The following is a 23,864-nucleotide window of genomic DNA, read 5'->3' as shown; positions in this document are numbered from 1 at the left end:
AAGTCAGTGAACTGATAGAAGCCAGCCTCATCAGTGGTGGTGCTGGAGAGCGCCTCTCCAGTGGGATTACCATCAACATCAGCATTGAACAGTTCAACCGTTACGCCACTAATGGGTGTATCTTCGGTCTCGATGGCATTATCATCTGGCAGATTGGTGTCTTCATACACGGTTCCCGATAGTTGGTAGAGGGGAGTTTCTTCCAGGAAGTCATTACCTGTAGAATCGGCACCATCAATCGTCGCGGTAATCTGATTATCATCAACTCCATCAACGTCAGTTACAGAGTCATAATCGCCTGGTTGAGTCTCGACGACCACATAGTTCCCGTTGGCTAAGTCAGTGAAATTGTAGAAACCATTCTCATCAGTGGTGGTAGAAGCGATTGCATCTCCAGTGGGATTACCATCAACATCAGCATTGAATAGTTCAACCGTTACTCCCGCAATGGGTGTATCTTCGGTCTCGATGGCATTATCATCTGGCAGATTGGTGTCTTCATACACGGTTCCCGATAGTTGGTAGAGGGGAGTTTCTTCGAGGAAGTCATTACCTGTAGAATCGGCACCATCAATCGTCGCGGTAATCTGATTATCATCAACTCCATCAACGTCAGTTACAGAGTCATAATCGCCTGGTTGAGTCTCGACGACCACATAGTTCCCGTTGGCTAAGTCAGTGAAATTGTAGAAACCATTCTCATCAGTGGTAGTAGAAGCGATCGCATCTCCAGTGGGATTACCATCAACATCAGCATTGAACAGTTCAACCGTTACGCCACTAATGGGTGTGTCTTCGGTCTCGATGGCATTATCATCTGGCAGATTGGTGTCTTCATACACGGTTCCCGATAGTTGGTAGAGGGGAGTTTCTTCGAGGAAGTCATTACCTGTAGAATCGGCACCATCAATCGTCGCGGTAATCTGATTATCATCAACTCCATCAACGTCAGTTACAGAGTCATAATCGCCTGGTTGAGTCTCGACGACCACATAGTTCCCGTTGGCTAAGTCAGTGAAATTGTAGAAACCATTCTCATCAGTGGTAGTAGAAGCGATCGCATCTCCAGTGGGATTACCATCAGCATCAGCATTGAATAGTTCGACACTCACTCCCGCAATGGGAGTGTCACCAGGATTATCTATCGCATCACTTTCAGGATCGTTCGTGTCTTCTAGTACTGTTCCAGAGAGGCTGTAAAGTACGACAGGTGGAGTTTCTTCTAAGAAATCTCTTCCTGTGACATCAGCATCAGCAATGGTTGCCAGGATCTTATTGTCATCAGTACCATCAATATCGGTGACGCTATCGAAAGCTCCTGGTTGAGTTTGAACGACGACATAATTACCATTAGCCAAGTCGGTAAACTCATAGAAACCATTGACATCAGTAGTTGTCGAAGCAATAGCATCTCCATCAGGATTACCACTTCCATCATCAGCAAAGATTTCGACAGTCACTCCTTCGATAGGAGTATCCCCAGGATTGTCAATCCCATCTGCATCAGGAGCATTGGTATCTTCGAGAACTGTTCCCGATAGTTTGTAAGTTGGAACAAAGCCAAAGTCTACGGTTAAGTTAGATTGACTATCCGTTGCACCTACACCCAGATCTAAATTAACGATGATGTCTTGGTCATCTTCGATAGTCATTATTACCAAAGGGACGCTACCAGTCCAAGTGCCATTAGTTACATTGGTGTACCAACTATTTACCTTGGTAATAGCTGCGCTTGTATTTGCATCGACAGTATCACTACCACCTGTTGCATCGAGGATGAAATTGCCACTGGTCAAATCAAAAGTCTGATCGTTTTGAAGTTCCCAGATTAGTAATTGTAAAGCTGCTGCATCATCGGAATTAGTCAGAATTGTATCTTGTACGTTAGCCCAGGCAGTAGAAATAATATCTAATTCAGCTTGAGTGACAATTCCGTAATCAGGGGCATTGGAATCGACTCCAAAGAAATTAGGAATATCACCAGGATCGTTGTAAGAGCTATTAAAAAATGGACCTGAAGTAATAGCATTGACTGGGGTGTATGTGCGATTTGGTTGAACAAACTCGGCAAACTCAATACAAAAACCAGTGAAATTAGTTCCAAAATCGGTAACATCAACTACAAAACGCTGCGGCTCTGTATCAATAGTAATACGTCCAGTAGTACTACCAGCATTACTACTATCAACCGCGTTGATTCTGACATTGGTTCCATTTCCTCCAGTACTAGTTGTTGTGGTTGTGCTGACTTGAGTAATTGCAGGAGAAACGAAGTCTTCTCCAGTAGGCTCGCTAAAACCAGGACCCAAGGTTACAGTATTACTACGAATTCCATTAATGGGATCGGGGGCAATTCCAATACCATTATCATTACTATCGGTATCGTCATCTGGTTCTACCTCATCTGTAGCAGAACTACTGAGTCCTTCTAAAGCATTATCAGCGCGAAAATTAGAAGCTGCTACCTCAACAACGTAATCGCCAGCAGTTAGATCGTCAAAACGGTAATACCCTCCATTAGCAGTTGTTTCTGTGGCAATGGCTACACCATCAGGATTTCCATCACCATTACTATCTTGATAAAGATTAACTGTGACGTTATCTATTCCACTTTCGCCGTCGTCAATTTCGCCATTATTATTGGTATCTTGCCAAACTCTGTTACCTAAACTGAATTTTTCGTTGGCTAATTCTTCCAGAAAGTCATTGCCTGTAGAGTCAGCATCATTAATGCTGGTGACAATCTGATTATTAGTACCTGCATCAGCATCTGTAACGCTGACGTAGTTTGCTGGCTGAGACTCGACTACAACATAGTTGCCATTAAGGAGGTCAGTAAATTCATAGAATCCAGAAGCATCAGTAGTTGTAGAGGCGATCGCATTTCCACTTGGGTTTCCACTACCATCATCAGCAAATAATTCTAATGTTACTCCTTCGATAGGCGTATCTCCAGGGTTATCAATCCCATCGTCATCAGGGGCATTAGTATCTTCGAGAACTGTACCCGACAGTTTATAGAGGACAGGAGGAGTTTCCTCTAAGAAATCTTGACCTGTAACATCACCATCGGCAATAGTGGCGAGGATTTTGTTGTCATCAGTCCCATCGATATCGGTAACACTGTCATAATCGATAGGTTGAGTTTGAACCACTACATAATTGCCATTTGGTAAATCAGTAAACTCATAGAACCCAGAAGCATCAGTAGTTGTTGAAGCAATAGCCTCTCCATCAGGATTACCACTACCATCATCAGCAAAGATTTCTACGGTTACTCCTTCGATGGGCGTATCCCCAGGATTATCAATTCCATTGTCATCGGGTGCATTGGTATCTTCAAGAACTGTACCTGATAGTTTATAGACAGGTACTATTTCTTCGAGGAAGTCTTGACCAGTAACATCGCTATTAGCAATAGTGGCGAGGATTTTATTTTCTTCCCCAGCATCGGCATCGGTAACACTGCCAAAATCAGCAGGTTGGGTTTGAATTACTACATAATCGCCATTTGGCAAGTCAGTGAACTCATAGAAACCTGAGCCATCAGTAGTTGTAGAGGCGATTGCATTTCCACTTGGGTTTCCACTACCATCATCAGTGAAGATTTCTACAGTTACTCCTTCGATGGGCGTATCTCCAGGGTTATCAATCCCATCGTCATCGGGTGCATTAGTATCTTCGAGAACTGTACCTGAAACTTTATAGACAGGTACTATCTCTTCGAGGAAATCTTGACCAGTAACATCACCATCGGCAATAGTCGCCAGAATTTTATTTTGTTCTTCAGCATCGGCATCAGTAACACTGCTATAGCCAACAGGTTGGGTTTGAACCACTACATAATCGCCATTTGCCAAGTCAGTAAACTCATAGAAACCAGAGGCATCAGTAGTTGTAGAGGCGATCGCATCTCCAGTGGGATTACCAGTACCATCATCAGTAAAGATTTCTACGGTTACTCCTTCGATAGGAGTATCCCCAGGATTGTCGATGGCATCTAAAGCTGGATTGGTAGTATCATCAAGGACTGTGCCTGATAGTTTGTAAGTTGGTGGCGGAGTCGCAGTTTCGACAAAATCGTTCCCCGTGTCAAATTCTCCTAGAACAACGGTAGCTTTGATACTATTAGCTGTTCCGTCATTAAGATGATCGTCATCGTCTCCCCCTTCATTTTCACTAACATCAAACAATCCATCAGGTTGAGTTTCAACGACCGTATAAGTTCCTGCCAACAGATTAGTAAATTCATAATTACCATTAGCATCGGTAACGGTAGTAATCGCCTCTCCTGTGATTGCATCTAAAACAGGATTACCATCACTGTCTAATAAACTTAGAGTTACATCTGCTATGGGAGTATCGCCATCACCATCACCTGTAGTATCTTCAGAAACATTACCTTTAATCACACCAGGGTTAAAGACATCAACGTCACCACCAACACCTTTTAAATCATTACCTGTTTCTGTATTAGGATTATAAGAATCAGCATCATAACCAATAGCAGCTTTGGGTCTTATTTCAGTAGTACCTGTAAGATTGGAAGCGTCATCTGGGAAAACAGCAAGACCGTGAGGACCTGCTTCAGTAGTAATATCGGCGGAAGAGACTACATAATCAAAACTCCCGTCAACGTTCTGATTGTAAGCTACGCCACCATAACCATCATCATTTCCAGTATTAGTTGTAACTGTAGAGAAACCTTGAATTTCAACTAAATTAGAAAATGTTTCTCCATTTTCTGTAAGTTCATAAACACTTCCGCCATGATTATAAGAGGAGAAAATAGTAGGTTCAGGAACAAACAAATCATTAGAAGGATCGGTATCACCAGAAAAAACTCCTTTTCCCGAATAAACCCGCCCACCAACTAAAAGTTTTCCATTAGGCAAGAACTCTAAATCGGAAATAATAATATCTGTACTGTTAACATAAATATTGTGATCTATCTCAGGCAGAGTCGCTTGTGGGGTTTCGGTTGCACTAACATAATTATCCCAGTTAGACCCTGTAATATTGGTAGTGTTGTCTACTGTGCCCGGAAAAGAACCATCTTCATTGAGATCGATAGCATAAACTGTCTTGCTTTGCCCATAAAACAATTTGCTTCCGTCCGGACTTACGGCAAGACCATAGACCAATTCACTAATAGGCGGAGTTCCTGCACTACCGTCATCCAGACTACCGGGATCGTAAGAATCGAGAATAGTGCCATCACTATCTAAACGATATATACGACCATCCTCAAAGTTGCTGACAAAAAACTGATCGTTAACTTTGTCGTGGTGAATATTTCCTAATCCAGGTCCAGTTTGTCTGGTAACATCTGGATCTGATGATTCACTAGCCACATTAACAATTGTTGCCTCCTGTTGAGGTAGCTGTGCAAACACAATAGGTGTACCTGTAACAGCATCCATTTTGTAGATAGTTCCTGCCGCACCCAACTCACCACCAAACTCGCGACCAATGGAACCGTAATTAATATTTTGAGGATTTATACCAAAACCTACTCCAGAACCATAATTAGCACTGGCGGTAGCAAACATATTTCCTTGCCCATCTACTGCCGTACCGTAGATATTACCAAGTTTTTCTTGTGTCCAATCTTCATGGGACCAAGATAAGATATCAGTTACCGTCTCCTCTCCCGATTCTGGGATAATAGGTGTGCCATCACTTCTAATATCAATACGTTCAACTGCTAGGACTTTGTCGGGAGCACCTGTCACACCAAGAGTTCCGCAAGTGAGAAAGGCAGTACCTCTAACTAAAATACCGTTATTAGCTGGATTAGCATCCCAAGGCAGATCGCCAGGAGCAAAGACACCAGAATAGCTAGCTTGAATTTCTGCTGTAAAAGCAAGCTCAGTAAATAAATCAGAAGTTTTTACATCTAATTCCCAATTGCCACCTTTTGCAGCATTACCAATAGAAGTAGTAGAAGCGGCAATTTCTGCACCTGTTAACTGATGCAGCTTAGTAATGAATTCCTCGCCAGCATCTCCTGCTGCAACGTTGCAACCATAAAGTAAGATATCCCCCTTGCATCCCTTATTAAGGGGGGGACTGAATGCGAAGGTGGCGGGAAACCATGTTTTTAATTCTGCTGAATACTCATCCAATGTATCGAGACTTAGTTGAGTATTACCTAAATATAGACAACCAGGAGAACCATGAGAAACTATATGAATTATTGATAACTGCTTTTGGTGGCGTAATGCTGCGGTAATTTGTTGGATACCATCTCTGTTGCGATCAAGAATAACAATTTCTATACCTGAAACTACACCAGAAGCGAGAGCTTGAAAATCTTCTACTTGAGAATCTATGAAGACAAATTGTTTAACAGATGCAGTATTGTTATTGAAAATATCACTATTATTAATCATAAATTCCTGATTTCTACTATATTTCATAATCAATATTGAGAGTGGTGAGAGTGATGTAAGCTAAAAATAAACAGTTAAAATAAATATCAATGTACCGATGTTTTTGTCCTATAAATGATTCTTGTTTTGTAAAGAAATCAAATATATTTATTTGCTTTTATTCTTTGGATGCCAACATATTTTTTTCTATAAAAAGATCTGAATGTATATAGATAAAATTGAATACTGAGATCTATCTGAACAAGATCACACAAACAAGTAGATCTGAAATACACAATTTGTACCTGATATAAAACTAGTCTTATTTACTTTGAAGCGACATCAGTAAAAGACTCAAAGAAACTCTGAAAAAAAAACCAAATGTAATTAATATTACAGTATATTTATCATTGGTAAATTAAGTATTTACCACGAAAAATACGTGATTAGTATGCAGATTAGACTCTTCTAGATTTACCAAATATTCTTTTTTTGCTGTTTGAAGTTATCTCTGGTTAATTAGTGATATAGAATCAAATAACAAGGCTCGGTATTATATTTTATTCAGATTCCATCTCTTTTAGCGTCTTTTGAACTTCTCGATCTGATAGAGGATTTCCATTGAGTACTGCGATCGCACCATGGATTACTTGAGCATCAGCATCAATATTAGGTTGAATCTCCGCGCTGTCTTCTTGAGCTTCTTGATTAACTAACTATCAATTAGCATTTTTCATCATGTTGGCGTTCTGAAATAAATAGCCTATTAGATATAAAGAGCCACACAAAACCAGCAATTTTTCAGTTGCTGAATCCGTTACCAAATCTATTACTGTATCCAAAGCAGTAAATACATTCTCATAAGTTTCACAGTTACTGAGACGGGGACAAACTTTTTGGGCGAGAATAGCTAATTCTTGGGGAATGGCACTGCTATGCTCTGGTACAGGAACTAAGTGAAGTTGATCTTCGGGCTTTAATAAGACTTTAAAAATATCTTCGTGATCTTTCGTAGATAACATTCCCATAATCCAAATTACTGGTTTGTTAAGGGTATCTACATATTGTCTGAGGGCGATCGCCGCTGCTGGATTATGAGCTCCGTCAATTAATAAGGGACGATTTTTCCATGTTGTCCACTGTAATCTCCCTAACCAGCGAGTTTTATTCATTCCCGTTTGAATCGCTAGCTCAGGAATTTCCCAGCCCTGTTGTTGTAAAGATTTAATAGTGGCGATCGCCAATGCTGAATTACTTAATTGTACTTCCCCCAATAAGGGTAAAGGATATTCAATATCTTGATACTTTGCCCATTTGGTATCGTTTTGAAGAGAAATTTTAAGTTCCTTAGCTGGTTTAACCCAAGTTAGAGGACAATCTAATTCTTCAGCCCTGGCAAGGACTACTTCTTTGGCTTCAGAAGGAAGTTGTCCCACAATAGCAGGACGATTGGGTTTGAGGACACCAGCTTTTTCCCTAGCAATATCAGCTAAGGTGGGACCAAGACGTTGCCAATGTTCTCTACTGAGAGAAGTAATAATACTTACTAGAGTATGCTCACTAACGTTAGTAGCATCTAGTCTACCTCCCAAACCGACTTCCACCACTGCAATATCCACTTGCGATCGAGCAAAGAATAGCCAAGCTGCGGCTGTAATTACCTCAAACTGAGTTGGACTTTCTGTATTAGAATCATCAATTACTTCTTGAATGTTCTGTAATATTTCAATCAGAGTCGACTTGGCGATCGGTTGTTCATTAAGATAAATTCTTTCTGTCCAGTCAACTAAATGAGGTGAAGTATAGCGTCCAACTCGATAGCCAGCTTCAGTCAGAATCGAAGATAAATAAGCACAGACAGATCCTTTTCCGTTTGTTCCCGCGACGTGAATAATCGGTACCTGATTTTGAGGATCATCAAGATTTGTCAGCAGCTTTTCAATTCTTTCCAAACCAAGATTGACACCAAAGCGTTGAAAAGGTTTGAGAAGAGAACCAATGCGATCGCTACTAACTATCATTTTTATGGCTCCATCAAATTACTTCTTCAAAATCAATAATAATTGAAAGTGGCACTGAAATCTTTAATGATTATTAAATTTACTATTGATCGATTCAAAGTAATATTTTTATACTATTAGCCTGATTTTTGACCAAAAAATAGTATAAATTCGTATCAAGACAAGAAACTCGATAAGATAGATAACTAATGTAGCAGTAAGAATTAATAAAATTCTTAATAAAAGAAATATCGCTTATTTATGGCACAGATAGAAACTAGAACCGAACCCATGATCCTCAACATGGGACCACATCATCCCTCAATGCATGGCGTTTTGCGTCTCATTGTGACTCTTGATGGGGAAGATGTAATTGATTGTGAACCAGTGATTGGTTATCTCCATCGGGGTATGGAAAAGATTGCCGAAAATCGTACCAGTGTTATGTATGTCCCTTACGTAAGTCGTTGGGACTATGCTGCGGGGATGTTTAATGAAGCAATTACCGTCAATGCTCCCGAAAAACTGGCGGGAATTGAAGTTCCCAAGCGAGCCCAGTATATTAGAGTAATTATGCTGGAATTAAATCGCATCGCTAACCATCTACTCTGGTTAGGACCATTTCTGGCTGATGTAGGCGCACAAACTCCTTTTTTCTATATCTTCCGAGAACGGGAATTAATCTACGATCTTTGGGAAGCTGCTACTGGACAACGACTAGTCAATAACAATTATTTTCGTATTGGTGGCGTATCTGTAGACTTACCCTACGGTTGGATTGATAAATGTCTTGATTATTGTGATTACTTCGATCCTAAAATCGATGAATACGAAAAGCTGATCACCAATAATCCTATCTTTCGTCGTCGTGTTGAAGGTGTGGGAACAATTTCCCGCGATGAAGCAATCAACTGGGGTCTGTCAGGACCAATGTTAAGAGCTTCTGGAGTGCAATGGGATTTAAGAAAAGTAGACCATTACGAATGCTACGATGACTTGGATTGGGATATTCACTGGGAAACTGCGGGGGATTGTTTTGCTCGCTATCTTGTTCGAGTCCGTGAAATGCGTGAATCCGTTAAAATTATTCGTCAAGCATTGAAAGGTATTCCTGGTGGTGCTTACGAAAATCTGGAAGCCAAACGAATGGCTGAAGGGCGAAAATCAAAGTGGAATGATTTTGAGTATCAATACGTGGCGAAAAAAGTTGCTCCCACGTTCAAAATTCCTGAAGGAGAGCATTATGTTCGCCTAGAAAGTGGTAAAGGTGAACTAGGAGTCTTTATTGTTGGTAACGATAACGTTTTTCCTTGGCGTTTCAAAATTCGAGCCCCTGACTTTAATAACCTGCAAATTCTCCCTGAATTGCTAAGGGGAGTCAAGCTAGCGGACATTATGCCTATTCTTGGTAGTGTAGACATTATTATGGGTTCAGTCGATCGCTAGAAAATACTTCTTGTTTAAATTTTTTGTTGCTCTTGGTTGAGTAATTAAGTAATGAGTAATTACATATAATTTACTACCTAAGGCTCATCAATAAAGAAGTAATTGTTTACCAAGAAGTATAGGAACGCTAGATTGAAAACAAAAAAATATTGTTCTTTATAAATTAGGCATTCTTAGGTGGGTAACTCCCACCTGTTTTTTTGAGTTTTTTTTTCAGCAAGGGTATTCAAAACACCAATTCTGATATTCCTGAAATAAACCCAAATCAAAATTATTTAACGAGGTAATATTAACCCGACCTGACCCATGATGCTGTCCAGTCCAGGATTACTATCAAAGGTATCAGCATTAGAAATATGATGCCAACGAAGCCCCAACATAAGATGTTTTTCTGGAGCAACACGAATCGTACTTCCCACTGCAAACTGTGGAGTGAAATTGAAACTGGAGCCTCCACTAGGTACATTGTTAGTTGTACCAATAATCCCTACTCCCCCATCGAAAAAGAGGGACCAATTTGCTCGACGGAGAAAATGATAGCGCAACAGCAGATCGAGATTTAGTCCCAGAGCATCATCACCACTTTGCTGAAAATAGAGACTATTTAAATTGGCATTGATGCTATGACCATTGGCAAAAAATTGCGAAACACCACCACCAATTAGCCCAAAACTAGTAGCATCGTTTTCATCGATATCAATTGCAGCCGCAGTTTGAACATACCAGTGTTTTTCCCCTTTTGTCCCAAAAGCAGGAATAGAACCTTCTACTTTTGTTTCTTCTGGATTATTAGTTGGTGTTGTATCTTCTTGGGGAGCAGCTTGGGCTGGTTGCAAAAATTCCAGCATCACCAGACAAATTGCCAATAAATACATTGATATTAGGTAACTATAGTGAAGTTTATTGCTTATTTTGCTGGTATTTTTGCCTTGATTATTCATATAAGGATGTCACATTCAACTTTAATCAATAATAGAGGAGCATCGCTCCTTGCTATCAGCTATCAGTTACTAGAGATAACCTCTAAAATTGAATTAATTATCAATGCAGTCGTGAATATAATTCCTTATTTTCTATATGCTTAAGTTACTGAGTTACACACAGCGTAAAAATTAATCTTTAAAATTAAAATGTGTTTGGGAATTCCAGGTCAAATTACCGAAATTACAGATATCCAAAATCAACTAGCTATGGTTAACGTTAGTGGTGTTAAGCGACAGATCAATATTGCTTGCATTGTAGACGATCACCATCCTGTAAAATCTTGTGTTGGCGATTGGGTGCTAGTTCATGTTGGTTTTGCCTTAAATCGCCTAGATGAATCAGAAGCTGCTGAAACCCTGAGAATACTAGCAGAAATAACCAATTGAACAAGTATACAAGAGGCAAGAAAGCAGGGGAAGCAGAGATGCAGGGGAAGTAAATATTACAGACTACAGACTAGCGACTAACAAACATGAAATATGTAACTGAATTCCGAGATCCCCAAAAAGCCCGAGCTATATTGGTGGAAATCAAACGATTAAACCAACTTCTACCAATAAATCCCACCAAACCTCTAAAATTGATGGAAATCTGTGGCGGACATACCCACTCCATCTTTAAATATGGTTTAGAAACGATTCTACCCGATAGTATTGAATTAATTCATGGTCCTGGTTGTCCCGTGTGTGTTATGCCTAGAGGAAGATTAGATGATGCGATCGCCTTAGCAGAACAACCGAATGTTATCTTTACCACCTTTGGGGATGCGATACGAGTGCCAGGTTCGCAAAAGAGTTTGCTCCAAGCGAAAGCCCAAAAAGCCGATATTCGCATGGTTTATTCTCCTCTTGATGCTTTGAAAATTGCCCAGGAAAACCCAGATAAAGAAATTATTTTTTTTGGTATCGGCTTTGAAACCACTGCCCCCAGTACTGCGTTAACGGTTCTTCAAGCTCAAGCAGAAGATATTACGAACTTTAGTTTATTCTGCAATCATGTTCTAGTAGTTCCTGCCTTAGAAGCCTTGCTTAATAATCCTGATTTACAACTAGATGGCTTTATCGGACCTGGTCACGTTAGCACAGTAATTGGGACAGAACCTTACCAAATTATTGCCGATCAATACCGTAAACCTATAGTCATTTCAGGTTTTGAACCTCTAGACATTCTGCAATCAATTTGGATGTTGCTTAAACAGGTAGTAGAGGGACGCTGTGAAGTAGAAAATCAGTATTCTCGTTTAGTTAATTCTAATGGTAATCTTGTTGCTCAAGATGCGATCACCAAAGTATTTACCGTCCGCGATCGCTTTGAATGGCGAGGATTAGGAGAAATTACTCAATCTGGCTTAAAAATTAAAGATGAATACGCACAATTTGATGCCGAAGTTAAATTTGTCGTTCCTAATCGCCAAGTTGCTGATGCTAAGGCTTGTCAGTGTGGAGAAATTCTTAAAGGAGTTTTAAAACCCTGGCAATGCAAAGTATTTGGCACAGCTTGTACCCCTGAAAACCCCATAGGTACTTGCATGGTTTCTTCTGAAGGTGCTTGTGCTGCGTATTATAAGTACGGACGTTTAGCTGCTCTTGGCAAACGAGCTAGTTATCAGAAATCTCAAGTATCAGATGGAGTAACTAATTTTATAAGTAATTAGGCTATCGCTTACCCTTTTAATCACGCAAGATTACGAATAAATCCGCAAGAATAGAAAATAATTTTGGCGACGTTTTCTCTAAGCTAAAAATGACGGTACTAAATTGAATGAATTATTGGTCTCAAAAAAAATCAAATTTTATAAACTATGTCCAATTTGTCACGCCGCCAGGCGATCGCAAGTTTCATTAACTACAGGTTGCCAGTTGCTTTCTTCGTCAAGAATAAAATAAGTTGCCGTAAATCTATCTTGACTGTCTCTCACAATTTCTTGTCGTAGTGGTAGGGATTTTCCTTTAGCTCTATCGACAACTGTCCCCGACCAAATCAGTTTTCCATCCTGCCAATCGGATGCAGTCATATTAAAAGAGTTCCCATTACCAACAACCACAGAACGAAATAACTTCTTAGAAGCAATGTTGTATCCCAAAAATTCTCTTGAGTTAATTGGTTTGCCATCATCGGGGGACTGGGTTTCTTCAGCGTTTCCCAAGTACCAAAAATCATTCAAATCTCGTTTCACAGTCCAGGTAAATACACCTGATGGAGAAGCTGGTGCTGCTGGTTGTTGGCAACGCCACGTTCCTCTGAAGTATTCCAGACGATCTAATTCTAAAGGAACTTGAGATTGTACTGGTTTTACTATGTTGGCAATTGCAACAACACTAGTAGTTGAGAAGATTATAGCTAAACTTAAAAATTTTATTTTTGGCATATTTTCGAGGCGGTCGGCAAATGGGAAAAACTACGAGCAAGACGACAATCATAATTTGATTCAATCATCTCGCAAAACAATTCGTACATTACACAAATCAAACATAAAGTAATTAGAATGTCTAATTTTTCACGCCGTCAGGCAATAAGTTTGGGTGCAGTAGGTGCTGCGGGAATAGCTGCTGCTGTAACTCAAGGTAAGAACGTAATAGCCCAGTCTGAATCTGAACCACTATCGCAACCAGAAATAAATCCCGATGGTCGATTTGCGGGTCAAGTAGTACTAATTACTGGTGCAACTTCTGGGATTGGAGAGGCAACGGCTAGAGCTTTTGCAGCACAAGGGGCAATGGTTCATTTTTGCGGTCGTCGCCAAGAGTTAGGGCAGCAGGTAGCTCAGAGTATCGTTGATGCAGGGGGGAAAGCTACTTATCAACCAGAAAATTCTAATTAGATAAAATTCTAATTAAAACCATGAATGCTCCAGATTTTAATACTCTGCTTGATTTTTTCAAAGTATTGGCTAATGAAAATCGCTTAAAGCTGGTCGGTATTCTGTCTCAAGCAGAATGTAGCGTAGAAGACTTAGCTGCACGCTTAGAACTAAAAGAGCCAACAATATCCCATCATTTAATGAAGTTAAAGGAATTAAATTTAGTCAAAATGCGCTCATCGGGAAATACACATTTATATAAACTCAATGCAGATACTTTATCATTCTACGTGAGAAGACCCTCGCGTCCCGCGCAGGGATGAATCACGGGTTAGTTGTAAGTTAATCTTACTTTGTTTTACAAAACGGACAAGTATATTGTAAAATGACTAAACAATATAGCATCTTGGTCGAAATGCTTAATCTTACATACAACTACAAAATACAGCCAACAACCAAACAAATAGAAATAATTGAACACAATTTAGATGTTTGTAGAGCGGTCTGGAATCATGCGTTGTATGTGCGTAAACTTTGGTATAACAGTCGTAGCTGTAAGGTAAACCAATGTTCTCTGTTTCATGAGTATATTGTTGAACCATTTGATTACCCTAATTATCATACTCAGTCGGCTGAGTTAACTAAGGCTAAGAAAGCCAACGCTTTTCTGAAATCAGGTAATGCTCAGGCTATGCAACAAACATTGCGAAAGCTAGACAGAGCGTTCAATGATATGAAGAGCAAGGGTATGGGTTTCCCTCGATACAAGAACAAAGCCCGATCTTTTAACATTTTGGGCAAGATATCAGTAGAAGATAAGTACCTCAAGATGCCTTTGCTTAAATTAATTAAGTTTAGAAAGTCAAGAGATATACCAGAAGGATTCAAAATTAAGCAAGTACAAATTATTAAAAAAGCTAGTGGTTACTATGCCAATTTAATGATTGAACTAGATGTGGATATTGTCAAACCAATACCTCATGGTCATGCTATCGGTATTGATGCGGGTATTGAGAGCATGATTTCAACTTCCGATGGGCTAGTACTTACTCGACCCTCATTCTTAGATAAAGCTCTGCGTAAGATTAAATTACTACAAAAAAAGCTAAAGAATAAGAAAAAAGGTTCTAATAAATGGAAGCAACTAAACCATCGTATTGCATTACTTCATGAAGCTGTAGCAAACAGACGAAAAGAATATCACTTCAACTTGGCATATCAACTATGTGATGGAGTCGGAATGATATTTGTCGAAGATATTAACTTTGTCTTATGGAGTAGAGGCTTGTTTGGCAAGCAATCTTTAGACATGGGATTAGGTCAATTTTTCAAGATTCTTGAGTATGTTTGCTTGAAAACAGACACCTATTTTGCCAAAGTAAATAAAGATTTTACATCTCAAATATGCTCCAATTGTGGAACTCATACAGGAAAAAAGGATTTGAGCGTAAGAATACATTCTTGCCCTGAATGCGGATACGTTCAGAACAGGGATGTGGCAGCAGCAGAAGTAGTGAGAAATAGAGGTTTAGAAAATATCGCGGTAGGAACTACCGTAATTAAACAGCCCAGTGATGGCGTTCTGGCGGGTGCTTCGGCATAGTCGTGAGTCTATATGGGAATCCCTCGCGTCCCGCGATGGGAGGTTCAACTAGTTTAAACAAATCTCTGTTTACTTCAGAGCAAATGGCAAACTGGACAAAAGATATATCAGCAGAAGCTTGGGAAAAAAAAGTTTTAAAAAATTATATTAATAGCGATGTAATTACGGAAATACCAGCTTCCCGTAAAAAGCGTTTTGTAATACTCAAATGGTTGGTCAATAAATTTGATTGGGATAGAACCTATACCGAAAAAGAAGTAAATGAAATTATCAAACGCCATCATCAAGATAGTGCTACTTTAAGGCGCGAATTTATCGGTTACAAACTTATGAAAAGAGATAAAGGTATTTACGAACGTCTCACAGAAAATTTATGGCAAAGCGAGCAAAAAATGCAGCAGTTATCAAACTAGGTGAATATGACATAACTGTAGATGCGATCGCGCACACTGCGGTAAGAACTGGTTTCCTAGGAATATTAGAAATATTGGGAGCAAGAATAGACAAGACGGTTACTATAGCAATCCTGTTTAATTGAACTTGAGGACGATTCACGCACTTATTTTCTGTTAATTAGAACATTAAAAATAATAGAGAAAAGACCATCATGCAATACAAATTACTGGGAAAAAGTGGACTTAGAGTATCTGAACTATGTTTAGGCACAATGACCTTCGGTGAAGACTGGGGTTGGGGTTCGTCAAAAGAGGAAAGCCAAAAGATTTATCAAACTTTCCGTGAATCAGGAGGTAATTTTATTGATACTGCCAATATTTACACCAACGGCACAAGTGAGGAATTTTTAGGCGAGTTTATCGCTCAGGAAAGAGATGCTGTGGTTTTGGCAACTAAATACACTAATGGCTTGGGAGACGGTAATCCTAATGGCAGTGGCAACCAGCGTAAAAGTATGGTGCAATCGGTAGAAGGTAGTCTCAAACGATTAAATACAGACTATATCGATGTTTTGTGGTTACATACCTGGGACTTTATGACACCAGTAGCAGAAGTAATGAGAGCTTTTGACGATCTTATCCGGGCAGGAAAAGTTTTATACATTGGTATTTCTGATGCTCCTGCTTGGGTTGTTTCCCGCTGTAATACTTTAGCTGAAATACGCGGTTGGACACAATTTGTTGGCTTGCAGATTGAATATAGTTTGATCCAGAGAACTCCAGAAAGAGAATTATTGCCAATGGCACATACTTTAGATATTGGCGTTACAGCCTGGTCGCCGTTAGCAAGTGGTTGGTTGACTGGTAAATACAGCAATGGTAATGAATCTGGGGAAGAGAGACGATTAGACAGCGAAATGATGGAGGGATTTGTCGATAAAAGCGATCGCAATCTGGCCATTGCCCAAGAGGTTGATAAAATAGCCGCACAAACTGGAAATAGTTCTTCACAAATCGCCCTCAGTTGGTTATTAAATAAAGGTGTAATTCCGATTATTGGCGCGAGAAAAATATCTCATATCGAGGATAATCTTAAATGCGTCGATATCCAATTATCAGCAGAACAAATTGAACAGCTAGATAAAATAAGTCAAATCGAACTAGGTTTCCCTCATGACTTTTTTCAAGCTGATATGGTGAGAAACTTCGTTTACAATGGCGTATTTGATAAAATCGACAATCATCGCTATTCACAACTAACTAATTGACTTTCAATCTAGTTATTTAATTTAAGTTATTCAAACAAAGACGTGAGATATAGCAAGCTATGAAATTAAATTTCAAAGGAACCAGACTTTTAGTCAGTAATTATGAAGCCTGTATTGAATTTTATCAAAAAATACTGGAATTTGAATTAGTTTATCAAGATAGTAAAGGAGAAGAAGCAGATTTTAAAATGGGAGATACCAGATTAAATCTGATTAAAAGACAATCGATGGCCCAGATTATCAACTCTCCTGAAAAACCACCTTCAGAAAACGCGCCAGATAATTTGGCATTAATTTTCACCACGCACAATCTGGAAGAGACTTGTTCTCAGCTCGAAGAAAAAAACGTTACTTTTATTACCAAACCTATCTATCGTCCTCAGTGGGGAATCAAAACTATTTATCTGCGCGATCCCGATCAGAACTTAATTGGTATTTATGAGATAACTGACTATACCAACATTTAAGTTAATTAGATCTGTATTGCGTGGTATTGCAAAAACTACACGGGTTCCGATCTGAACAAATAATCGTCGCGCATTCTCTCTCAAAATTTTTGATTTAGTGGGAGTTAGCGACGGGCTGACATTAGCCAGGCGTATCCTGAGATTCGATATACTCTTTTATCACCTCCAATGGTGCGCCACCCGTAGAGATTATGCAATACGCTCCAGTCCAAAGCACAGGTTTTGAGTAGTATTTTTCTAAGTGTGCTTTATAGTCTCTGCGTATTAAGCGACTAGAAACAGTCTTAAGGGTGTTAACTAATCGAGATGGAGCAACATCTGGGTACATTTCTACGAGCAAATGACAATAGTCAGCTTCTGCATTAAAGTCGGTTAGCTGACATTTTTGATTTTCACATAACCGAGTAAATATCTTTTCCAAGTCAGCAAGTATTTCTTTGGTTATCACTTTACGCCGATATTTGGTAACCAAAACAATATGTACACTAAGACGATAAACACACCCTCTAGCTCTATTTAGTTTATTGTTTGGCACGACATACTAAGCTATACTACTTGGATGAGTATAACCCGTCGCGTTACTTTTAGACTTTATCCATCGGCTTCTCAAAACGAAAAGCTGCACTATTGGCGCAAGCTACACAAGTTACTTTATAACGCTTGTGTCAGTCATAGAATTACTCAGTACAAACGATTTGGTAAATTGATAAATTATTTCGACCAACAGAACGCACTACCTGAGTTTAAACAGTGCTGGGTAGAGTATAAAGAACTTGGTAGTCATGCACTACAAGCGACGGTTAAGCGTGTTGATTTTGCGTTTCAGCGTTTTTTTAAACTCAAATCTGGTTATCCAAAATTCAAATCTTCCAGACGGTATAAAGGTTGGACGTACCCATGTAAGGCTGGTTGGAAACCTCGTACAGAAGGCAAAAACGGCTATCTCAAGTTAACCAACTTGGGTAATGTTAAAATGCGAGGTCAAGCCCGTGATTGGGGGACACCTAAAACCTGTACGATTATGTTCAAACAGGGCAAATGGTACGCTTCGATTACTGTTGATTGCGTACCAACTAGAGTCCAGACTGATCAAAATGCAGTTGGCTTAGACTTTGGAACTCATTATGCAGTAGCATTTAGCGACGGCACAATTATTGATAATCCTCGATTTATCAAGCAGTCTCAAGACCAAGTTAATCGGCTAGCGATAGATAGTAGAAGAAAACGCGCACCTAATCACAAGAAGCGTCTAAAAGCATCTCGTCGTTGGAAGAAAGCCAATAAAGCTGTATCTAAAATACGGTCTAAGGTGGCTCGTCAGCGTCAAGATTGGCAGCATAAAGTAGCAACAGAGATAGTTAGCTGTAATAGCTTCGTAGCTACAGAGAGACTAAATCTCAAAAACCTAACCCGCAAAGCAAACAAAGGTAGTAAGAGAAAGAAACAAAAAACTGGTCTTAATCGCAATCTTTTAGATGTCGGGATAGGTAATTTAAAAAGCCTAATTGAGTACAAAGTAACTGAAGCTGGTGGTATCTACATCGAAGTGCCAACTCGCCAACTTGCACCTTCTCAGACTTGTCCTGGTTGTGGTATCAAGCGCAAAAAGGATCTAAGTGAGAGATTCCACGTTTGTAATTGTGGCATTCAACAGCCATTAGACAGAGATGTCGCAGCAGCTATGGTTATGCTTAATTACGCCAGGGGGCAGGAACTGTCCTCTTCAGTCGTCGAGTCGCCAAACCCTACCGAGTGTGGAAACATGAGGCAATTTGGGGCGAAGAAACGACAGAAACTTATTCCAAGCGATAGCTTGGTGTAAGTAGTTCATATACTTGGTAGATTATTCTTAGTCTACCATTGCATTTTGTCATAGACGAATGAACCAACCTGATTCCATTCGCATTCTGATAGCCGAAGACCATGAAATTGTGCGAGATGGCATCTGTGCAATTGTCAATCAGCAAGAAAATATGATTATCATTGCTGAAGCAGAAAATGGCGAGCGAGCAGTACAACAATATCGCCAACATCAGCCGGATGTCGTGTTACTCGACTTAAAAATGCCAGTAATGGAGGGTGTAGAAGCGATCGCACAAATTAAATCAGAATTTGACCAAGCTAAAATAATTATTCTTACTACTTACGACACCGACGAAGATATTTATCGAGGACTACAGGCGGGGGCAAAAGGTTATTTACTTAAGGACACCTCTTCTGAAGAATTAGCTGCTGCTATTGGTACAGTTTATCAGGGAAAGAAATACGTTCCTCCCCAAATAGCTATGAAATTAGCCGACCGGATTACTAATCCTGAGCTTACTAGTAGAGAAATGGAAGTTTTGACATTATTAACTAAAGGGAAAAATAACCAAGAAATCGCCTCAATTCTAAAAATTACTCAGGGTACAGTTAAGTTTCATGTCAACAATATTCTAAGCAAACTAGGGGTCAGCGATCGCACTCAAGCTGTAATAACTGCATTCAAGCGAGGTTTAGCTAGATTATAGTAAGATTTGATCGTACTAATAATTTATCTATAGCTATACTAAGCCCAGATATTTACTAATCCATAACTTTAGACTAGGTTTATTCCCCATCTTAATTAATAGTTAAAGTCTTATCCTGACGCAGTCGAATATCAAAGTGTTTTTCTCTACTATGATGTCATTCAAAGTTAGAGAAGTGGCAGTGTGTGATACTCAGAAGTTAAATCATACAGTTTATCAATTTGATAAATTTAGTTTTTATAATTCTTTAGAGCAATCTAGTCACTGGGCTGGACACAATCATCAAGAAATACAAATTACCCTACCACAAGTCAACGCTAAGGCTTGGATTGAGTATCAACCTTCTATTGGCAGACACCATACTAAACAAATTAAATTTGGACAAGCTTTTTTAGTTTCGCCAAATCAATTTCACGCTCTTGATTGGCAACAAACAGCAGAATTAACTCTATTTTATCTTGCCCCTAGTTTTTTAGAAGGTGCAATTGATGATTCCTTAGAAAGCAATCACTTAGAAATTTGTGATCGGTTTTCCTTAGTAGACGACACCCTAATTCGAGAAGTAGGTGTAATTTTTCGTTATTTGAGTAGTTGTGGTGCCGGAGAAGACAAACTTTATCTAGAAAGTTTAGCGAATTTGCTGGCAGTTCATTTATTAAAGAATTATCTGAATTACAGCTTAGAAATTTCCCATTGTCATAAAAAATTATCTCAGAAAAAACTCAATTTAGTTTTAGATTATATTGAGGCTAATCTCGATCAAAAGATCACCTTAGCCAACTTAGCCAAAATGGCAGGCGTAGGAAAATTTTACTTTTGTCGTTTGTTTAAAAGTTCGATTAATTTAACTCCTTATCAATACGTTTTACAACAAAGAGTCGAACGAGCCAAAAAACTACTGGAAAATTCAGATTTAGCTATTTGTGATATCGCTCTAGAATGCGGTTTTAGCAGTCAAAGTCATTTGGCTAAACACTTTCGCGCTCTTGTAGATGAAAGCCCCCTGAACTATCGCAAAAGCTTCAAGTAAGAGGTACAGCAGTACGCTTTAATCTTAGGACATAAGATATCGGTTAAAAGGAAGCAGGCAATAGGCAACAGGGAATAGAAAATATCCTAATGATTTTCCGTAGTGCTGTATAACCGTACAAAGTTGTATATGGAACAAAAAACTCAATATTATCGTTCTAATTGCTCCTGTTCGACCCTAAATCTTCCCTAGCCCCTACCCCCTAAAACCTAACCCCTACAACACTTTCAATTAGCTTGTCGCCCCGTGAGATTGACAGGTAACAAATAGCTAAAACTGATTTGGTCATTTTTTGGTCATTATTTTTCGATAAATTCTAATCAGAACAAACGCAAGGCAGATAATAAAGTACTTAAACTCTGCCATTATCATTGCCCATAATTTTCGGAGGTCAATCAAATATGGTAACTTCAATTAGCTCACTAACTCCAGGAGATGATAACATCCAAACCATTTCAGGCACTGTAGTCAGTGTTCGAGAGGATGAATTTATTTTAAGGGATGAGACTGGTGAGATCTTGGTTGATGCCTATGACTGGCTCAAACAGCCAGAAAGTTTGGACGCAGAATTAGATCTAGCTATAGGCGAGCCGCTATTAGTTGTTGGCGAGCTTGATGACGATGATTTTGATTCATTAAAAATTATTGCAAGTGATAGATCGGTAGTATTTGAAGAACAAGTACTAGAGGAAGCCACTTTGCTGGGGTCTCAAAATAATCAGTTCGTTCAAGAAACAAACGATCCAGTTATTGTTAATGGTGGGGCAGGCAATGATAGTTTGACTGGTGCTCAGGGTTCTGATTTTCTGATTGGAGGTACTGGCAATGATTTACTTACAGGTGGTGCTGGTTATGATACTTTCATTGTAGGACAAGGGGCAGATACGATCGCTGATTTTAGCTCATCAGACATTATTGTCGATCTTGGTGATTCATTTGATGATATCGAAGCGATTTTGGGTAGTAGTGGCGCAGCTACTCAAGTAAATCAAGATACTGTTATTGATTTAGGAGATGGTAACTCTGTTACCCTTGTCCAATTTGATGTTGAAAATTTAACTGCTGCTAACTTTGACTTAGGTGATTTCTAGGAATGATTTTATAGAAGGTGCAAACCCACGTCATTCATACGTGGGAGCGTCAAGAAGACAATACCCCAGAGAATGTGGCAGTGGGCGATCGCCAACAAGGGATCTGAGGTTAAGGAAGCCAGTAGTAAGCCAGTATTGCTATAAATTAAATAAATATGGCTGATAAGTCTTTAAAAGAAACCAATTCTACACCGTGCTTGATAATTCTTTCTCTGGCTATCTTAGAGATATTTTGACAGTTGATAATTAATACCCCTGAATATAATGAATAAAGTAGATTTAGCCAGGAAGAAAATATTTCAATTTCGCATAATTCACTAACTATTGAATCTTCAAGATGCAAATAAGCAAGATCGTAAAATTTTAAGGCATCGAGAAAATAATAAAAATCTCTGGTCAAGATACTTTTTTGGTCTGTTAAACATTCTAAGTTGGATGTAATTCCTACTCCAACTCTATTTTCATCCCAAATACTAGCAACTTCTTCAGCTATGGTTAGGCATAACTGAATTTTATTTTCAAATTCTTCAGGGTGACTGTTTATTTCTATTTTAGAGATATTTTGATTTGGGAAACAGCCAAAACAATCAAAATTAATTTCAACTCCATCAAATTCTGCTGCTAAAGCATTCTGGGCTGCATGCCGAAATAAGGCAATCAGATTAATTTGGTCTAGATTTGTTTCTTGCTGTTTTGTTTCTTGGTAACAAAGCTGTAGAAAAATTTTACCGTTTTGTTTTTTGACAGCTTCGGTAACAGCTCTCCAAGAATGAAGTTGCTGACGAGTAAAAATTCCGGGGTAGTTAGGTAACTTATCTACAGCAGAAACTAAAGTTGGTTCGGTAACAATTAAACCGCAAGAGGCTCTATCAGCATAGTAAGCGATCGCTTCGGGTTGAGGTAAATGATCATCGGCTTGTAAACGTGGATTGGGGGCTATAACTATTCGGTTTGATAAGGTATAAGCCCCTAGTCGAACTGGTGAATTCAAACAAAAATCTGGTTTCAAAATAGATTTTTTAATCGAGATCGATTCAATCGTCGTTTTAAAATTGTTGAACCAATTGTAATTACAACTAAAATCCTTGTCTTGTCTCTTATTGTCCTAATTGTTCTAATCTTGCTCTTTACCTCTGATCTTTCAGGCTGCTGAATTGTTATGTAAGATGATCATTTTTTCTTGACGAGCGATCGCACCATCAGTTTCTAATCGAATCAAAGCTCTAGATAAGGTTTCTGGAGTAAAACCAAGATCTCCAGCAATATCTTTGAGAGGACGATCTAAAACGACAGTTGTTTCTTCGGGAAAGTTCACCAAATGGCGTAAATAGTGCAATACTCTTTCATGAGCAATACGAATATCTCTTAATTCCAGACGAAACTTTAAAGATTGAATCTTTTTGACTAACATTGCCATAAAATCTTCTGCTAAATCTGGATAAGTACGTAAAACAGTTAAAAGCTCCTCTTTTGGATAGGCAATTACTTCGGCATCAGTTTCGGCGATCGCTGTACAAGTATAGATATCGGCAAACAAAGCAATTTCTGCTAAAGTATCCGAAGCTCTGACAATCTCAAAAGTGCTGATTTGTCCTTGATCGAGATAACGAATTAGCTTGATTCGACCTGAAGTGACTACGTAAAAAATCGAGGCTTTATCTCCTTGTCTGAATAAGGTTTCTCCCACAACCAAATTTTGAACTTTAATTTGATTGCTTAAAAATTCAGGTAGACGACGAATATCACTCAAATTCATCAAATTTTCTCCATACTGTGAAAAAGTATCTTTCAGTTTTTTATTTAGTCGGCTAACTAAACTGGCAAAAAAAATATCGAGATGAAAAGACAATATAATTAATGCTTCTAAGGAACAATTAATTATTTAATGCTTTAAAG

General features: G+C 39.0%; 21 protein-coding genes. 14 read left to right on the top strand and 7 right to left on the bottom strand.

Features of this window, described 5'->3' with window-relative positions; all coding sequences use genetic code 11:
• Together PLEUR7319_RS35070 and PLEUR7319_RS0111860 are read right to left on the bottom strand one after the other, a co-directional pair.
• Positions 1 to 6,422, bottom strand: a 6,422-nt coding sequence (locus PLEUR7319_RS35070; protein ID WP_144054291.1) for an SdrD B-like domain-containing protein, incomplete at its 3' end; no start/stop codon positions are given.
• A gap of 671 nt (positions 6,423 to 7,093) precedes the next feature.
• Positions 7,094 to 8,395 carry a folylpolyglutamate synthase/dihydrofolate synthase family protein gene (locus tag PLEUR7319_RS0111860; RefSeq protein WP_019505443.1) on the bottom strand — a complete coding sequence of 434 codons (1,302 nt, stop codon included), beginning with the start codon at positions 8,393 to 8,395 and terminating at the stop codon, positions 7,094 to 7,096.
• A 240-nt stretch (positions 8,396 to 8,635) separates the two neighbouring features.
• Between PLEUR7319_RS0111860 and PLEUR7319_RS0111855 the strand changes: the two genes are divergently transcribed.
• On the top strand, positions 8,636 to 9,820 hold the full coding sequence (locus PLEUR7319_RS0111855; RefSeq protein WP_019505442.1) for an NAD(P)H-quinone oxidoreductase subunit H: 1,185 nt from the start codon (positions 8,636 to 8,638) through the stop codon (positions 9,818 to 9,820).
• 275 nt (positions 9,821 to 10,095) lie between these two features.
• On the opposite strand, the gene PLEUR7319_RS0111850 is transcribed toward PLEUR7319_RS0111855, so the two are convergent.
• Positions 10,096 to 10,761, bottom strand: a complete 666-nt coding sequence (locus PLEUR7319_RS0111850; RefSeq protein WP_237743561.1) for an acyloxyacyl hydrolase — start codon at positions 10,759 to 10,761, stop codon at positions 10,096 to 10,098.
• Positions 10,762 to 10,950: 189 nt separating this feature from the next.
• Between PLEUR7319_RS0111850 and PLEUR7319_RS0111840 the strand changes: the two genes are divergently transcribed.
• Both PLEUR7319_RS0111840 and hypD read left to right on the top strand, forming a co-directional pair.
• Entirely contained in the window at positions 10,951 to 11,190 is a 240-nt protein-coding gene (locus PLEUR7319_RS0111840) for a HypC/HybG/HupF family hydrogenase formation chaperone (protein WP_019505440.1), read from the top strand.
• An 86-nt stretch (positions 11,191 to 11,276) separates the two neighbouring features.
• Positions 11,277 to 12,458, top strand: a complete 1,182-nt coding sequence (hypD, locus tag PLEUR7319_RS0111835) for a hydrogenase formation protein HypD (RefSeq protein WP_019505439.1) — start codon at positions 11,277 to 11,279, stop codon at positions 12,456 to 12,458.
• Positions 12,459 to 12,617: 159 nt separating this feature from the next.
• Here the strand turns inward: hypD and PLEUR7319_RS0111830 are convergent, their stop codons facing one another.
• Complete coding sequence (locus PLEUR7319_RS0111830; RefSeq protein WP_019505438.1) at positions 12,618 to 13,172, bottom strand: DUF1579 family protein; 555 nt, start codon at positions 13,170 to 13,172, stop codon at positions 12,618 to 12,620.
• Positions 13,173 to 13,289: 117 nt separating this feature from the next.
• Between PLEUR7319_RS0111830 and PLEUR7319_RS0111825 the strand changes: the two genes are divergently transcribed.
• The 7 genes from PLEUR7319_RS0111825 (at position 13,290) to PLEUR7319_RS0111800 (ending at position 17,337) form a co-directional block, all read left to right on the top strand.
• The gene (locus tag PLEUR7319_RS0111825) at positions 13,290 to 13,625 is read left to right on the top strand and encodes an SDR family NAD(P)-dependent oxidoreductase (RefSeq protein ID WP_019505437.1); all 336 of its coding nucleotides are present in this window, start codon (positions 13,290 to 13,292) and stop codon (positions 13,623 to 13,625) included.
• A gap of 20 nt (positions 13,626 to 13,645) precedes the next feature.
• Complete coding sequence (locus tag PLEUR7319_RS35065) at positions 13,646 to 13,927, top strand: metalloregulator ArsR/SmtB family transcription factor (RefSeq protein ID WP_019505436.1); 282 nt, start codon at positions 13,646 to 13,648, stop codon at positions 13,925 to 13,927.
• 62 nt (positions 13,928 to 13,989) lie between these two features.
• Positions 13,990 to 15,207, top strand: coding sequence for a transposase (locus PLEUR7319_RS0111815; protein WP_237743560.1), 1,218 nt, complete (start codon positions 13,990 to 13,992; stop codon positions 15,205 to 15,207).
• Positions 15,208 to 15,242: 35 nt separating this feature from the next.
• A complete protein-coding gene (locus PLEUR7319_RS0111810) occupies positions 15,243 to 15,620 on the top strand; it encodes a DUF2087 domain-containing protein (protein WP_019505434.1) in 378 nt (125 codons plus the stop codon).
• Entirely contained in the window at positions 15,581 to 15,745 is a 165-nt protein-coding gene (locus PLEUR7319_RS41245) for a hypothetical protein (RefSeq protein ID WP_158441831.1), read from the top strand. Before PLEUR7319_RS0111810 ends, PLEUR7319_RS41245 begins: the two co-directional genes overlap by 40 nt.
• Before the next feature lie 69 nt (positions 15,746 to 15,814).
• Entirely contained in the window at positions 15,815 to 16,870 is a 1,056-nt protein-coding gene (locus tag PLEUR7319_RS0111805; RefSeq protein WP_019505433.1) for an aldo/keto reductase, read from the top strand.
• Between the two features lie 59 nt (positions 16,871 to 16,929).
• Positions 16,930 to 17,337 (top strand): VOC family protein, encoded by a 408-nt coding sequence (locus PLEUR7319_RS0111800; protein WP_019505432.1) that lies wholly within the window; start codon positions 16,930 to 16,932, stop codon positions 17,335 to 17,337.
• Between the two features lie 121 nt (positions 17,338 to 17,458).
• Here PLEUR7319_RS0111800 and tnpA read toward each other — a convergent pair whose 3' ends face one another.
• Positions 17,459 to 17,872 carry an IS200/IS605 family transposase gene (gene tnpA / locus PLEUR7319_RS35060; protein ID WP_019505431.1) on the bottom strand — a complete coding sequence of 138 codons (414 nt, stop codon included), beginning with the start codon at positions 17,870 to 17,872 and terminating at the stop codon, positions 17,459 to 17,461.
• 24 nt (positions 17,873 to 17,896) lie between these two features.
• Here tnpA and PLEUR7319_RS0111790 point away from each other — a divergent pair, with 24 nt between their 5' ends.
• The 4 genes from PLEUR7319_RS0111790 to PLEUR7319_RS43290 all read left to right on the top strand — a co-directional run bounded on the left by PLEUR7319_RS0111790 (position 17,897) and on the right by PLEUR7319_RS43290 (position 21,968).
• The gene (locus tag PLEUR7319_RS0111790) at positions 17,897 to 19,159 is read left to right on the top strand and encodes an RNA-guided endonuclease TnpB family protein (RefSeq protein ID WP_019505430.1); all 1,263 of its coding nucleotides are present in this window, start codon (positions 17,897 to 17,899) and stop codon (positions 19,157 to 19,159) included.
• Between the two features lie 58 nt (positions 19,160 to 19,217).
• Positions 19,218 to 19,847: a response regulator transcription factor gene (locus PLEUR7319_RS0111785; protein ID WP_019505429.1), complete on the top strand. Its 630-nt coding sequence runs from the start codon at positions 19,218 to 19,220 to the stop codon at positions 19,845 to 19,847.
• 151 nt (positions 19,848 to 19,998) lie between these two features.
• On the top strand, positions 19,999 to 20,877 hold the full coding sequence (locus tag PLEUR7319_RS38070; RefSeq protein WP_083892469.1) for a helix-turn-helix domain-containing protein: 879 nt from the start codon (positions 19,999 to 20,001) through the stop codon (positions 20,875 to 20,877).
• A gap of 401 nt (positions 20,878 to 21,278) precedes the next feature.
• Positions 21,279 to 21,968, top strand: coding sequence for a calcium-binding protein (locus PLEUR7319_RS43290; protein WP_019505427.1), 690 nt, complete (start codon positions 21,279 to 21,281; stop codon positions 21,966 to 21,968).
• 145 nt (positions 21,969 to 22,113) lie between these two features.
• Here the strand turns inward: PLEUR7319_RS43290 and PLEUR7319_RS0111770 are convergent, their stop codons facing one another.
• Positions 22,114 to 22,959 (bottom strand): hypothetical protein, encoded by an 846-nt coding sequence (locus PLEUR7319_RS0111770; RefSeq protein WP_158441830.1) that lies wholly within the window; start codon positions 22,957 to 22,959, stop codon positions 22,114 to 22,116.
• Between the two features lie 150 nt (positions 22,960 to 23,109).
• A complete protein-coding gene (locus tag PLEUR7319_RS0111765) occupies positions 23,110 to 23,817 on the bottom strand; it encodes a Crp/Fnr family transcriptional regulator (RefSeq protein ID WP_019505425.1) in 708 nt (235 codons plus the stop codon).
• Positions 23,818 to 23,864 lie beyond the last annotated feature (47 nt).

The sequence above is a fragment of the Pleurocapsa sp. PCC 7319 genome, assembly GCF_000332195.1.
Taxonomy (GTDB): domain Bacteria; phylum Cyanobacteriota; class Cyanobacteriia; order Cyanobacteriales; family Xenococcaceae; genus Waterburya.
This window is presented reverse-complemented; position numbering and strand designations above follow the sequence as displayed.

Coding starts and splice junctions, on each gene's coding strand:
- PLEUR7319_RS0111860 (WP_019505443.1), bottom strand. CDS start 8,395: ATGATAGTTAGTAGCGATCGCATTGGTTCTCTTCTCAAACCTTTTCAA.
- PLEUR7319_RS0111855 (WP_019505442.1), top strand. CDS start 8,636: ATGGCACAGATAGAAACTAGAACCGAACCCATGATCCTCAACATGGGA.
- PLEUR7319_RS0111850 (WP_237743561.1), bottom strand. CDS start 10,761: ATGAATAATCAAGGCAAAAATACCAGCAAAATAAGCAATAAACTTCAC.
- PLEUR7319_RS0111840 (WP_019505440.1), top strand. CDS start 10,951: ATGTGTTTGGGAATTCCAGGTCAAATTACCGAAATTACAGATATCCAA.
- hypD (WP_019505439.1), top strand. CDS start 11,277: ATGAAATATGTAACTGAATTCCGAGATCCCCAAAAAGCCCGAGCTATA.
- PLEUR7319_RS0111830 (WP_019505438.1), bottom strand. CDS start 13,172: ATGCCAAAAATAAAATTTTTAAGTTTAGCTATAATCTTCTCAACTACT.
- PLEUR7319_RS0111825 (WP_019505437.1), top strand. CDS start 13,290: ATGTCTAATTTTTCACGCCGTCAGGCAATAAGTTTGGGTGCAGTAGGT.
- PLEUR7319_RS35065 (WP_019505436.1), top strand. CDS start 13,646: ATGAATGCTCCAGATTTTAATACTCTGCTTGATTTTTTCAAAGTATTG.
- PLEUR7319_RS0111815 (WP_237743560.1), top strand. CDS start 13,990: ATGACTAAACAATATAGCATCTTGGTCGAAATGCTTAATCTTACATAC.
- PLEUR7319_RS0111810 (WP_019505434.1), top strand. CDS start 15,243: ATGGGAGGTTCAACTAGTTTAAACAAATCTCTGTTTACTTCAGAGCAA.
- PLEUR7319_RS41245 (WP_158441831.1), top strand. CDS start 15,581: ATGGCAAAGCGAGCAAAAAATGCAGCAGTTATCAAACTAGGTGAATAT.
- PLEUR7319_RS0111805 (WP_019505433.1), top strand. CDS start 15,815: ATGCAATACAAATTACTGGGAAAAAGTGGACTTAGAGTATCTGAACTA.
- PLEUR7319_RS0111800 (WP_019505432.1), top strand. CDS start 16,930: ATGAAATTAAATTTCAAAGGAACCAGACTTTTAGTCAGTAATTATGAA.
- PLEUR7319_RS0111790 (WP_019505430.1), top strand. CDS start 17,897: ATGAGTATAACCCGTCGCGTTACTTTTAGACTTTATCCATCGGCTTCT.
- PLEUR7319_RS0111785 (WP_019505429.1), top strand. CDS start 19,218: ATGAACCAACCTGATTCCATTCGCATTCTGATAGCCGAAGACCATGAA.
- PLEUR7319_RS38070 (WP_083892469.1), top strand. CDS start 19,999: ATGATGTCATTCAAAGTTAGAGAAGTGGCAGTGTGTGATACTCAGAAG.
- PLEUR7319_RS43290 (WP_019505427.1), top strand. CDS start 21,279: ATGGTAACTTCAATTAGCTCACTAACTCCAGGAGATGATAACATCCAA.